Raw genomic sequence first — 11,849 nt, 5'->3', positions numbered from 1 at the left:
CGAATTCGAGCACGCCTGATTTCGCGACGACGCCCGGTCACCACGGCTGCTCCTGAACCGCGATTACCTGGCCGGTCAGTCGCGCTGCCTCCGCGGAGGCGAGAAACGCGACGACACTGCTGATCTCTCCGGATTCGTCGAGTTCGCCTGTCCGAGTCGCCCGCCCACTGACACCGGCCGCGGCGCAGCGAGGCCGCGTGATAGGCGGGGCGACGGCGTTGACTCTGATATCGGGGGCGAGTTCGACGGCGAGTTCCCTGGTGAGGTGGACCAGCATCGCCGCGGTCGCGCCTTCGAACGCGAGCCCCGGCGTCGGTGTGAGCCCGGCCATGGACGCGATGTTGACGATCACACCACCGTGCTCGCCCAGCCACGCCTTGTGCACGTGCTGCACCCACGAGATCGCGGCGAAACAGTTCGCCTCGATCGCCTTGCCGGCCGCGATGAGATCCAGTGCCAATATCGATCCGACGACGGGGTCGGCTCCAATGTTGTTGACCAGCACGTCGATCGAGCCGAATGCCTCCAGAGCCCGAATTGGTTGTTGTCTCATTCGGGCCGCGTATGCGGCAGGGCAGGGGCTTGGACGCGGCGAAGAGCGGGGGGTTCCAGAGGTTGGTGGGGTTGCTATTTCCACAGCGCGGCGCATGGCAGAGCGAGCAGATTGTGACCGACGTTGTCATCGACGGTGATGCAACCGATCTGCTCGGCGGTGCCCTGGAAATCCAAGGTGAGTGCGCTGGATTCGATGCGGATGTGGCGGATGTCTCCCCTTAAGTGCTCATTTGATCGGCAGGGCGCCGTCCAGGCCGCCGACCTCGGTGATCTTCCATCCGGAGTTCTTGTCGATGGTGAGCGAGTAGGTGACGGTGGTTTGTCCGCCCTGCGGGGTCTGCACGCTGGTCGAGGTGACGTTCAGGAAGGCGTTGACCTTGTAGATGCCCGAGGACGAGGAGGTCACGACCGCGGTGATCGGGTGGGCGGTGGAGGTCCATTGCAGTGGCAGCAGGATCTGGTCGAGTTGGGGTGCGGTGGCGTCGAATCGGCCGGCCAACTGTGGTGTGGTGTTGGCCTTCAGCTTGGTGTACCAGGCTTTGGTATCGCGATAGTCGATGGTGGAGGCCCCGACCGCGTAGTCCATCGCGACCTGTTTGCTGCGGTCCTCATCAGCGGCGTGGGCGTCGTGGTCGGCCAGTTCACCGCGCGCGGAGACCAGCAGTACCGTGAGCACGGTGATCGAGGCCACGGCGAGGACGCTCAGCATCACGGTGATCGCGGTGGAGAGGCGAATCGTGAAGCGGCGCGGCACTTTTTGAGGAGTTGTCTTCACCTTATCGTTGTGGGCACGGCTCGGTTGCTCGTCGAGTTCGTCGTCGGTCAGGGTGTTCACTGATCTCTCCTATCGGCTATTTGACGTTGATGCGCAGGCGCACCGCTCTGTCGTCGCCGACCATGGCCAAGGCCTGCGAGATGAGACTGCTGATGTCGATGTCCGCGCCCGCGTGTACCGCGGTGTCGGCCAGCGGTTCGAGCATCGGGTTCAGCTGTTGGACCAATGGCCCCGTTTTGCCGACCACGCTGTTGAGGCGCTGCAGGAAAGGCACCATCCCGTCGCCGGTGTTGTAGTCGGTTGGTGAGTTGTCGATTTCGAACAGACCGGACGCGGCGATGATCAACTGGTCGATACTGACGCCGAACTGCTGCCACCCCCGACCGGAGGTCTGCAGACTCGGCCCGGCCCAGGACATGTCCGCGCCCATCGTCTGCATGTCGGTGAGCAGCCGGTGCAGCAGGTCGCTGCGGCTGAGGATGGTGGCGGCAAGCAGGGTGTTCGCGCGCTCGAGGCGTGGCATTTCGCCGCTCGTGCCCGTGATAGCCGTATCTATCGTGCCGATCAGGGATTTCATGGTGGCGGGGTCGAATTGGCGCAACAGTTGTACAGCGCGGACCGAGACCTGCGGGATCGACATCGACATCGGCATCCCGCGGGTGTCCAGCAGTTGGTTGTCGCTCAGATATGGACTGGTCTGGCCGGGCGGATCGAACTCCACATACGGCTCACCCAGCGCCGACACCGCTTCGATGCGGACCGTGCTCGACGCAGGGACGCGGTATCGGGTGTCCAGACGCAGCCGGAACTCGACACCGGCGGGCACCGTATCGACCGTGGCGACTTCGCCGACCCGGACGCCGCTGAGCAGCACCGGCGAATTCGCGCCCACCCCGCCGGAATCGGCGAGCAGCATGCGCACCGTGATGTGGTCGCGCATCGGATCCATATGCAGCACGCCGAAACTCAGGTAGCCGATCCCGGCGAGTAGCACGGCGGCGATGGCCGCCGACGACAGCAGCGACCCAGGTTTGATCGAGCGCGCACTTCGGGTCATCGCACGACTCCGATCATGCGCAGCGTCGCGAGGATGTCTTGTACCTTGTCCTCCCGCGGGATGTCCGGTGCCGCGCCATCGGCGACGGTCGCACCAACAATGTCGATCTTGGGGCCGTGCTCGGTGAACGGGATGATCTTCTCCCGGATCAGCGCGGTCAGCTTACTCAGGTTCGACGGGGCGTTCAGATCCAGCGGCCGGTTCGTGAACAGCAGCGGCACCATTGCGTGGGCCGCATCGTCGAGGCCGGCGATGGTCGGGGCGAGCCAGGCCGCTCGGGTGGCGACCGGTCCGAGAGCGGACATGATGTACAGCACCCCGACGATCGAGCTGACCACGGCCGTCACATGCGCTACGCCGTAATCGTCGAGCAGTTGGTTCAGTAGCGGCCCGTCCTGGAGGATCGTGGTCACGTTGGCATCCAGTCCGTTGAGGAAGGAGTCGACATCGCCGAGGTTGGCGGCGACGTCACGCAGGTCGTTGCCGAGCACACCGAACATGCGGGCGGTGTCGGCTGCGTCGGGCGGTAAAGCGGCATTGAGCTGGCGTACAACGTTCTGCAGGTCGAGGATGGCTCCGCTGCCCATCGCGGTCGCAAGTCCGGCGAGGGTGTCCTCCACTTGACGGGTCTGCTTGGTCTGTTGGATCGGGATAGTCGCATCCGAGGCCAGCAAGGGCCCCGCGTCGTCAGAGCGCGAGGTGAGTGCGATGTGCATGTCGCCCAACGGAGTCGCCTGCCGCAGTTCGGCGATGGTACTGGCGGGCAGTTTCACCGAATCGGTGATATCGAGGGTGACTACCGCGTAGCCGGTGCGTCGAGCGTCGGGGCCGGGGTCGACGATCCGCACGCTGTCGAGATTGCCCACCAGCACCCCGTTGGCGAATACCTTCGCGCCGGGCGGCAGATTGAGGACGTCGGCGAACTGGATGTGCAGTTGATACGTTTGCCCGCCGACCAGTGTGCCGGGTACTTCGATCGTGGCGGGGTCGAATCCGCACCCACCGGCCGCCAGAGCCAACGCCGCTGTGGTGATCAAGACGCCACGAAAGGTCATCGGGCACCTACTGATCCGAGTACCAGCTGCGCGATCTGCGCGTACACCAGCCCGCCCGCGGCGTCGGTGCACCGACCGGGAGCGAGCGCGTTGATGGCCGAACACACCTGCGCAGCGGCCGCATCCGGGATCGCGACGGCAGGCGGCGCGTAGGTGAGTGTCAGCTGTCCGGTCTGCGGGTCCGCCGCGGTCGTGAATGCTTGTACCAGCGGTGGCAGCATCACGATCAGGTCGCGCAGCGAGCCCAATCCCGCGGTGAGCAAGGGGAGTTGATCGGCCGCCGCGTCGAGCTTGCGCAACAGTGGACCACCCAATGCGATGATCGCCTCGTTGGCGGGCGGCAGCACATCGCGCAGACCGTCGAACACATCGACGAGCGGCGGAACCACAAGGAAGTTGGCGGCCTGCAGGCTCGCGGTCAGCCTAGTCAGCATGTTCTCGATGTCGGACCAGCCGTTCGCGGCGCTGTGCGCCAGTTCGGCCAACGCATCGATCAGGGCGCCGAGATGGCCGATGGCGGTGTCCGGGGGGTTCAGCGCCGAACCCATTTTGTGGATGATGGCGTTGATCTGCTGGCCGCGTCCGGTGGTCGCGCCGTCGAGCGCGGTGAAGCCCTGCGCGAGCAGATCCGGTTGGTCGGGGTGGTCACCGCCGTTGAGTTCATCGGCGAGATCGCCGAGCGCATCGAATGTTTCGGTCATGCTCTTGGGCGTCAGCGTCTTGGTGATGCAGCGTGCCGGATCCCAGTCCGGCCCGCTCGATGTCGCGATGTCGACAACGGCGAGTTTGCGGTCGGCGACCAGGGTGTCCGACACCGTGGTGGCCCCCACATCGCTGGGTATATGCCGGTCGGCTGGAATCTCGAACTCGACGCGCGCGCCGGTACCTTCGGGCCGGATGTCGGTGACCCGTCCGATGGGCAGCCCGAGCAGGGTGACATCGCTGCCGGTGTAGAGCCCGATACTGTCGGGCATGAGTGCACAGTAGGAGCGCATCCGCGGGGTCGGCTGGGCGATCCGGTAGCCGACTACGGCCACTGCGACGATGGCGAGAACTGTTGCGGCGGAGACAAATCCACGCGAGGTGAACAAATGCTTCAGCATCAGCACACCCTTCCCGGCACCGGCACGCAGATACCGGGCCCCTGGTAGGTGGTGGTGGAGTGATCGATGGCGAGCCCGTCCGGCGAAGCGATCTGACTCAGTCGGCTTTCCAGCGTGTGCAGCGATTCCAGCAGATCGCGCATCTTCTCGCCGATGCGATCCAGTTGTTGGATCGCATCGGCCAGCGGCTGGGCCATCGGCCGCAGTGTTGTCTCCCATGCCTGCCCGAGAGGGACCAGCCGGTCGAGCACCCGAGCGAGAACGATGAGGGCCTCGTGTATCTCGAGTGTGTGGTTCTCCACGATTGTCTCGAGCGTCCGGAGGGTGCTGATCAAGGTGATGAGCACCTGTTTGCTGCCGTTGAGCGCGGTGAGGTATTCATCGGCCAGCGACAGCGAGCGCGAAATCTCGGCGTTTTGCTGGTTCATGATGTCGACAACGCTCTCGATCGCCGTCAATGTGCTGCCTACCGCCTCGGGGCTGCGCGTAATCGACGAGTTCAGCGCCGCGACGTTGCGGCGCAGCGTGTCTCCGTCCACCTGCTGGATCGGGCGAATTGCCTCCTGGAAAACCTTGGGCAAGCTGTAGGGCAGTACCACCCGGTCAGCCGGGATGACCGCCGCGCCCAGCGGCGCACTGCCACCGGGGATCAAGGCCACATAGTGGCCACCGACGATGGTGAGCATCCGCACGTCGAGCGTGGTCTGGGCGCCGACGAAGACGTCACCTTCGACCGTGAACCGCATCTCGACCTCGCCTTTTCGGGCCGCCAGCGATTTCACTGTGCCGACACCGATTCCAGCCAGCCGGACCTCGTCGCCGACCCGGATCGAACCGGCATCGGACATATGCGCCGTGTATGTTCGTGCACCGAAATCGACGCGGTCGACCCACACGAGTGCGGCGGCCAGCACCAGCACGGATGCGAGCGCGACCACTCCCCAGCGGACATCGGCTCGTTTGCGTGCGGCGTCGGTCAGCGGGGGCCGCGCGCGGCGCCCGCGTATCGGTCTGTTCCGAATCAGTTGTTGCACAGCGAGATCCTTTGTCCACCGATGAGGAGCTGAAGGGGTTGTGGCGGTTGCGCGGCACCGTGCGTGCAGCCCGGTTGCAGGCCAGGCACAGTGCTGGGGATCAATGCGGACAGCGATTGCAGGACCGCGGGCAGACGGCTCAATGTCTCGACTGTCCGGTCGGGGTCGGGGAAGGCCGTCCGCAGCAACTGGTCGATGTCCGGATTCGGCGAGGGCGTCAGCCCGAGGGTGGCGAGCAGGCGGTCGGTAGGCAGCAGAACCGGCGGAATCTGCTGGGAGAAGTCGACCAGCCCACCGATCCGCTGAGTCATATTGACGAAGATGGCGGTGAGCTGGCTCAGCAATTGGACCGTGTTGCCGGACTTTCCACCGATCTGCTGCGAGACCTGGCCCAGGTTGCGCACCAGGGTCGCGATCACCGTTTGCCGGTTGGTGACGTAGTTGCTCAGTGTGTCGATGGCGCTCAGCGCCGGGCCCAATCCGGTACCTGACCCCTCGATAACCGCCAAGATGCTGGTGGAGAACTGATTCAGATCCGCCGGAGTCAGTTGTGCCAGTACCGGTTCCAGGCCGTTGAACACCGTGGTGATGTCGAACGATGGAATGGTGTGGTCGGTGCCGATCCGCTGACTCGGGTCACGTCGTGCGCCCGGATCATTGGCGTGCTGGATATCGAGATACCGCTGCCCACTGAGATTCTGGTAGCGGATGGCAAGGGTGCTGTTGTCGAACAGCGGGTAGATGTCGCGCACCGTGAACCGGACCGCGGCGTGGGTACCCGCCAACCGGATCTCACCGACCTTGCCGACCCGCACTCCGTACAGCCGCACATCGTCGCCTGTTCTGAGACCGTTGGCGTCTGCGAATTCCGCTGTGTAAGTGTCCATATCGCCGGTCACCGGTCGATCGATCACCTGGAAGACGCCGATCAGCACAAGCACCATGACGCCCGCGAATAGCACCACTCGCAGCATCAACGATTTGATGTTCACCGCACCCCCCGCTCAGCACTCTGCGCTGCGTTCAACGGCGTGGCCAAACCGGGCACACCGCGCAGGTCGAGGTTTACCTTCAAAACGGGGCCATTCGGTGTATCAGGCATCGCCCTACCGAGTCGGTCGAGCAGCACGCCGAACTCCTGGCTGGACCGATCCGGAGTCGGCACGGTCCGGGCCAGCATGGTGAGTACCGGCACCAGCGCTGCTGTCGTGCCGGCGAAATACCTTTCGCTGGTTGTCAACAACGTCACGGTGCTGGGAATCAGCTCGCTTTCGAGCATGTGCACACTCGCGTCGAATTTCTGGATGTGGTCGGGGCTGCGCATGTATTCGGAGTTGTAGGCCGACCCCAGCAACTGCAGTAGGCCGTCCACGGTGGAGGGCAGCCCGCCCAGCATCGAGCCGTACTGGCCGATCAGGAAGGAACTCGGCAGCCGCTGGGTGTCGGCTATCGATCGCGTGAGCGCGATGATCGTCTCGACCAGTGGCGTGAATGCCGTTGTGCCGCTGGAAATTCGCTGCAACACCGAGACGAGTTCGGGGGAAAGGACGTCGTTGCTGAACGAGCCGACCTGGTTCAACAACGTCGAGATCGTCGCGTCACGAGCACGCCCGGCCTGCGGGCCGGTGAGATCGACGACGGCGTCCGCACCGAGTGGACGACCGCCGGTTCCGCGTTGCAGATCGATCTCGGAGACCCCGAACAGATTGCCCGGCGTGAAATCCACGCCGAGTCCATCGGTCAGCCCGGACACCTGACTGTGCCGCAGCCCCAATGTGATCCGCTGATGCCGGTCCGCAGACGTGATCGCCTCGATCCGACCGACCTGCACGCCGTCCAGGCGCACGTCATCGCCCACCTGGATACCGGTGCCGATCTCGTCGGTGAGGACAGCGACCGATATCGTGCCGTCATCGCCCTGCGGCCGGGCAGCCAAGGTGATCAGCAGTGCCGCCGAGATGGCGGCGGCGACTACGCCGATCGAGCGCGCGCCACGCGCACCGACCGCTGTTCCGGGAAGTCCATACACTGGCACGCCGATCACCCCGCGAACCGGACGGGTGCGGTGAATCCCCACAGCAGCATCGTCATGACCATGTTCAGTGCGATGATCGCCACCAGACTGGCCCGGATGGCCCGCCCCGACGCAATACCGACCCCCTCAGGTCCGCCGGTCGCGAAAAAGCCCTGATAGCAGTGAATGACGATGACGGCCACCGCGAACACCATCACCTTGATCACCGCGGCCGCGATATCCCAGCCCACCACGAACATGTCGAAGTAGTGGTCGTACACACCACTCGCCTCGCCGTGCAGCCGTACGACGATCGCCGCACTGGCCACATAGCTCAGAATGAGCGCGATCAGAAAGGTCGGCACTATCGCGACCAGCCCCGCGATAACGCGGGTCGTCACCACAAAAGGCACCGATCGAACGCCCAAAGATTCGATCGCATCGATCTCCTCCGCGATGCGCATCGACCCGATCTCGGCGGTCATTCGACAGCCCGCCTGTGCGGCGAACCCGATACCGGCGGCGATCGGCGCGATCTCGCGGGTATTCGCGAAGGCCGAGACCACACCAGTGAGTTGGCCGAGCGAGACCAGATCCAGCGCGCTGTAGGACTCGATACCGGTCGTCACACCGACAGCCACGCCCATGACCCCCATCACCGCGGCCGTGCCACCGCCGACGATCACTGCGCCACGGCCCCACGTCATATCCGTGATCAGCGTCATGGTCTGCGCCCGGTAGTGCTTCAGCACGAAGGGAATCGATGCCAGCACCTGCCAGAGGAACCCGAGCACGAACCCGAGCCCGTCGATCGGAGCCCACACCCGCCGCCGCGCGGTGCGCGTCCAACGCAGGCCTTTCACCGTGTAGCTGGATGTCGTCATGCCAGCTCCGTCGGCAGGAACATGGCCGCGACCTGAGTAATCACGGCGTTGACCACCGCAATCGTCACCACCGACAGGATCACCGACGCATTCACCCCGTCCGCGACGCCGCGGGGACCGCCTTTGGCCTCGAGTCCTCGCTGACATGCGATGCTCACGACCAGATAGCCGAAGATCATCGACTTGCCCAGCGAGACCCAGACGTCCACGCCACCGGTGAACGCGCCGAACGATTCCCAATAACTGCCCGGCGTCACCCCCAGCGCCGCGATGGCGACGAGGTACCCGGCGACCACACCCATGACGATGATCAGCACATTGAGCAACGGCGCCACCAGCAGAATGGCGGCGATACGCGGGGCGACCAACCGCTGCCTCGGATCAATCCCCATGACGCGCATCGCATCGACTTCCTCGCGTATCGTCCGCGCACCCAAATCGGCGGCGACGGCGGCCGCGCCGGCACCCGCGAGCAGCAGGCCGGTGGCCAGCGGCGCGCCCTGCTTGATCACACCCAGCCCACCGGCAGCGCCGATCAGCGAATCCGCGCCGAGCTGATCGACCATGTTGCCGACCTGAACGGACACGATCACGCCGAACGGAATCGCCATCAGCACACCGGGAATCGCGGTCACCTTGATGAGAAACCATGCCTGCGCGAGGGTTTCGCGCCACTGAAATCGACCGCGTATCAGGTCGACGCTCGCGATCGCTGTCGCCTCCACCGCTGAGCGCATCGTTCGCCCGAGCGTGCCGACATTGGCGACCGCGGTCCCAGCCAGCGTGTCACGCAACGTTCGTAATCCGAGGCGATCCGCAGGAGCCTGCGCCGCAGTACCGGGCACGCTGCCGACGGATCCGGCCGAACGCGCCTCGTGGACATCGCTGTCGAAGTCGTACATCTACTTCCTTGGTCTCGCCGCGGGCCCGCTTATCCACGTAGCCCGCGGATCCCCGCACGGCGCGGGTGACGTTCGTCGGCGCCGCCAATCATGAGTGGGATCACGTTGTACGAACATCCCGGCGGAGCACACCGATCGCGATCGTCGCCGTTGCGGATCTGATTCTGATTGGGCAGCAGGCAGTTTCGTGATCTTGTTGTGGTGTAACCAGATTCGGCAAACGCCGTCACAGCGGAATGTCGCAGCGGCACGCACGGTCTGAGTGGTACGTTTCGCCGCGGTCATGCGGATCTGGTCGGCCATCAGTCACGGCCGCCTCGATCTTCGCTGCCAGCAGTTCCGGGTTGGTGAACATCACTTCATGACTGCCCGGCAGCTGGGCCAGTCGGTAGATGCCGAGTCTGCTCGATATGCGGGGGTGCCAGCCCCATTCTCCGGGAGGGAGCGCTGGGTCATCGGTCGCGTTGATGTAGCTCTTCGGGATCGGGAGGTTGGGCGACGGCAAACCGCTCGGCGGTTCCGTACCGCATGCCGCGTGCGTGAATGAGTCCGTTGTCCGAGTGAACGGACAAGGTCGCTGCGCTGGTTTTGACGTGTCGTTCTGCCATGCCCAGACAATAGCGTAATTGTGACCAGGAATACAGTTACGATATAAAAGTCTGGTTAAGTCGGCGGCGCCGCTGTTGGAGGTCCCGGTCAGCTGGGGTCGGCGGTGCGTCGTGGGCGGCGCTGGGGTTGACCGTGAATCACCGCGAGGGCGTGCTTTTGTGCGAGTGGGGCGAGAGCGTCGTTGAGTTCGTCGAACAGGGTGCCGGCGGCCTCGCCTTTCCATGCGTGAGGCAGCAGCGACAGGGGTAGACCGGGGTCGCGGTAGGGCAGTCGCCGCCATTCTGTGAGCATTGGTGCGTAGATGGCGAATGCTTCCTGGGGTGTCGGTCGTTGCTTGGTCGTGTGATAGAGCACGGGGCGGTAGCGCGCCAGGAAGTCGGCATAGAGCTGGGCGAGTTCATCGAGGTCCCACCAGCTGGGTACTTTGGCCCGAAGGTCGCCGAAGGCGAAGTGCTGCCCGGTGAAGATGTCGACATAGTCGGCCAGTCCGCGTCGCTCGAGAGTCTGGCGTGTCTCGCGTGCCAGCAGCCCAGGAGCGATCCACACTGCGGGTGCGGCGGTGCCATAGCCCAAGCGGGTCAAGCTTGCGCGCAGCGCGTGGCGTTTGTCGCGTTCGGACTCGGGTACGGAAAAAACCACCACGACCCATTCGTTGTCATCGCGGGCGCGTGTGCGTTCGAAGATTCGGACATCACCTTCGGCGAGCACCTCGAGTGTGGCGTCGGCGAGCGAGTAGCCGGCGGCGGTGTCATTGCGTTAGCTGATGAGCACGCCGCGGCGCTTGAGCCGTGAGATGGACCCCCGCACGGCCTGGGACTCGGTGCCGAGGTCGGCCATCAGAGCCACCACGGCTGCTGTGGAGAGCCAGTTGCCCTCTGCGCGGGCGCACAGACCGAAGATGGTGATGATGAGGTGTGCGAGGCGAGCGTCTCGGCCGCCAGAGTTACTAGTGTTCGTTTGAGACTCTGCCGTCATGATTGCACCATACGTCAGGTCTGGTGCCCGTGCCGTAGGGCGCTCAGGGCGGGCGAATCATGCCTTCCTGCAGAACGGTAGCGATGTGGAGGCCCCTCGCGGGTGAAGAAACGTCCCGTCCCGACGCCGCGTCCGGCGTCGTCGGCGACGGCGTCTTGGACGTAGAGCAGCCAGTCGTCGAACGTGAACGGGCGGTGGAACCACAGTGCGGTAGCGATGTTCAGTCGAGCCGGGTACTGCAGCGCGGGCAGCTCGGACGCGAACTCGGGCCACTGTGCCTGCGGGGGGAGGTTGTCCCGACAGAAGGTGTCCGTATGCGCTGAGGGAGTGAGCATCGGTCTGCCCTTTCGGGTGGTGGAGATGGCCGTGAAGCCTGCACCTCAAAAGTATCGTGTAAATCTGACGACCGTTGCTGTTCGGTCATAATAATTAACACTCGAAGCCTGCGCGTTGCTGCGGCGTGGGCGGTGGTGTGGTCAGTCGGCCTGCGTGGTGACAGCGGCCACCGCCTGGATCTCGACCAGGGCGTCCGGTTGCCACAGCGCCACCACGCCGATGCCTGCCATGGCGGGGTAGTCGGTGCCTGCCAGTTCGCGCCAGATTCGGCCGATTTCCTTGCCGTTGGCCTGATAGTCGGGGATGTCGAGTAGGTAGATCGTGACGCTGAGCAGATCGGATGGCGCTCCACCGGCGGCTTCGAGGGCGATGAGCAGATTGGACAGTGCTTGGCGGAACTGGGCGAGGATTCCGCCCTCGACGATCTCTCCTTCAGCATCCAGGGCGGTCTGCCCGGCCAGATGGACGATGTCGTGATAGCGGGTCGCGTGCGCGAAACCGGAGGGTTTCGGCAAGGCGGGCGGGTTGATGCGTTCGATGGTCATGGGTG

At 64.6% G+C, this 11,849-nt stretch carries 14 protein-coding genes; all 14 read right to left on the bottom strand.

Going from position 1 to position 11,849, the window contains the following annotated elements:
• Positions 1–37: 37 nt before the first annotated feature.
• Positions 38–553: an SDR family oxidoreductase gene (locus OG874_RS16365; protein WP_330255991.1), complete on the bottom strand. Its 516-nt coding sequence runs from the start codon at positions 551–553 to the stop codon at positions 38–40.
• Positions 554–781: 228 nt separating this feature from the next.
• A complete protein-coding gene (locus tag OG874_RS16360) occupies positions 782–1,390 on the bottom strand; it encodes a hypothetical protein (RefSeq protein WP_330255990.1) in 609 nt (202 codons plus the stop codon).
• Positions 1,391–1,406: 16 nt separating this feature from the next.
• Positions 1,407–2,387: an MlaD family protein gene (locus OG874_RS16355; RefSeq protein WP_330255989.1), complete on the bottom strand. Its 981-nt coding sequence runs from the start codon at positions 2,385–2,387 to the stop codon at positions 1,407–1,409.
• Positions 2,384–3,442: an MlaD family protein gene (locus tag OG874_RS16350; RefSeq protein ID WP_330255988.1), complete on the bottom strand. Its 1,059-nt coding sequence runs from the start codon at positions 3,440–3,442 to the stop codon at positions 2,384–2,386. The genes OG874_RS16355 and OG874_RS16350 overlap by 4 nt, the downstream gene beginning before the upstream one ends.
• The gene (locus OG874_RS16345; RefSeq protein WP_330255987.1) at positions 3,439–4,545 is read right to left on the bottom strand and encodes an MlaD family protein; all 1,107 of its coding nucleotides are present in this window, start codon (positions 4,543–4,545) and stop codon (positions 3,439–3,441) included. Before OG874_RS16345 ends, OG874_RS16350 begins: the two co-directional genes overlap by 4 nt.
• Positions 4,545–5,579: an MlaD family protein gene (locus OG874_RS16340; RefSeq protein ID WP_330255986.1), complete on the bottom strand. Its 1,035-nt coding sequence runs from the start codon at positions 5,577–5,579 to the stop codon at positions 4,545–4,547. Before OG874_RS16340 ends, OG874_RS16345 begins: the two co-directional genes overlap by 1 nt.
• The gene (locus OG874_RS16335) at positions 5,567–6,571 is read right to left on the bottom strand and encodes an MlaD family protein (RefSeq protein WP_330255985.1); all 1,005 of its coding nucleotides are present in this window, start codon (positions 6,569–6,571) and stop codon (positions 5,567–5,569) included. The genes OG874_RS16340 and OG874_RS16335 overlap by 13 nt, the downstream gene beginning before the upstream one ends.
• The gene (locus tag OG874_RS16330) at positions 6,568–7,614 is read right to left on the bottom strand and encodes an MlaD family protein (protein ID WP_330255984.1); all 1,047 of its coding nucleotides are present in this window, start codon (positions 7,612–7,614) and stop codon (positions 6,568–6,570) included. The genes OG874_RS16335 and OG874_RS16330 overlap by 4 nt, the downstream gene beginning before the upstream one ends.
• A 5-nt stretch (positions 7,615–7,619) precedes the next feature.
• On the bottom strand, positions 7,620–8,477 hold the full coding sequence (locus tag OG874_RS16325; RefSeq protein ID WP_330255983.1) for an ABC transporter permease: 858 nt from the start codon (positions 8,475–8,477) through the stop codon (positions 7,620–7,622).
• The gene (locus OG874_RS16320) at positions 8,474–9,214 is read right to left on the bottom strand and encodes an ABC transporter permease (protein ID WP_330257309.1); all 741 of its coding nucleotides are present in this window, start codon (positions 9,212–9,214) and stop codon (positions 8,474–8,476) included. The genes OG874_RS16325 and OG874_RS16320 overlap by 4 nt, the downstream gene beginning before the upstream one ends.
• An 861-nt stretch (positions 9,215–10,075) precedes the next feature.
• Positions 10,076–10,696, bottom strand: coding sequence for a PaaX family transcriptional regulator (locus tag OG874_RS16315; RefSeq protein ID WP_330255982.1), 621 nt, complete (start codon positions 10,694–10,696; stop codon positions 10,076–10,078).
• 48 nt (positions 10,697–10,744) lie between these two features.
• Complete coding sequence (locus tag OG874_RS16310) at positions 10,745–10,963, bottom strand: hypothetical protein (RefSeq protein WP_330255981.1); 219 nt, start codon at positions 10,961–10,963, stop codon at positions 10,745–10,747.
• Between the two features lie 14 nt (positions 10,964–10,977).
• On the bottom strand, positions 10,978–11,298 hold the full coding sequence (locus tag OG874_RS16305) for a hypothetical protein (RefSeq protein WP_330255980.1): 321 nt from the start codon (positions 11,296–11,298) through the stop codon (positions 10,978–10,980).
• Positions 11,299–11,439: 141 nt separating this feature from the next.
• On the bottom strand, positions 11,440–11,844 hold the full coding sequence (locus OG874_RS16300) for a RidA family protein (RefSeq protein ID WP_330255979.1): 405 nt from the start codon (positions 11,842–11,844) through the stop codon (positions 11,440–11,442).
• Between the last annotated feature and the right edge of the window lie 5 nt (positions 11,845–11,849).

Source organism: Nocardia sp. NBC_00565 (assembly GCF_036345915.1).
Classification (GTDB): Bacteria; Actinomycetota; Actinomycetes; order Mycobacteriales; family Mycobacteriaceae; genus Nocardia.
Note: the sequence above shows the minus strand (reverse complement) of the source record. Positions and strands in the feature narration are given on the sequence as shown.

Bases quoted from the DNA above. Each gene is read 5' to 3' on its own strand.
- OG874_RS16310 (WP_330255981.1), bottom strand. From the start codon at position 10,963: ATGACGGCAGAGTCTCAAACGAACACTAGTAACTCTGGCGGCCGAGAC.
- OG874_RS16325 (WP_330255983.1), bottom strand. From the start codon at position 8,477: ATGACGACATCCAGCTACACGGTGAAAGGCCTGCGTTGGACGCGCACC.
- OG874_RS16365 (WP_330255991.1), bottom strand. From the start codon at position 553: ATGAGACAACAACCAATTCGGGCTCTGGAGGCATTCGGCTCGATCGAC.
- OG874_RS16355 (WP_330255989.1), bottom strand. From the start codon at position 2,387: ATGACCCGAAGTGCGCGCTCGATCAAACCTGGGTCGCTGCTGTCGTCG.
- OG874_RS16305 (WP_330255980.1), bottom strand. From the start codon at position 11,298: ATGCTCACTCCCTCAGCGCATACGGACACCTTCTGTCGGGACAACCTC.
- OG874_RS16345 (WP_330255987.1), bottom strand. From the start codon at position 4,545: ATGCTGAAGCATTTGTTCACCTCGCGTGGATTTGTCTCCGCCGCAACA.
- OG874_RS16350 (WP_330255988.1), bottom strand. From the start codon at position 3,442: ATGACCTTTCGTGGCGTCTTGATCACCACAGCGGCGTTGGCTCTGGCG.
- OG874_RS16300 (WP_330255979.1), bottom strand. From the start codon at position 11,844: ATGACCATCGAACGCATCAACCCGCCCGCCTTGCCGAAACCCTCCGGT.
- OG874_RS16320 (WP_330257309.1), bottom strand. From the start codon at position 9,214: ATGCGCTCAGCGGTGGAGGCGACAGCGATCGCGAGCGTCGACCTGATA.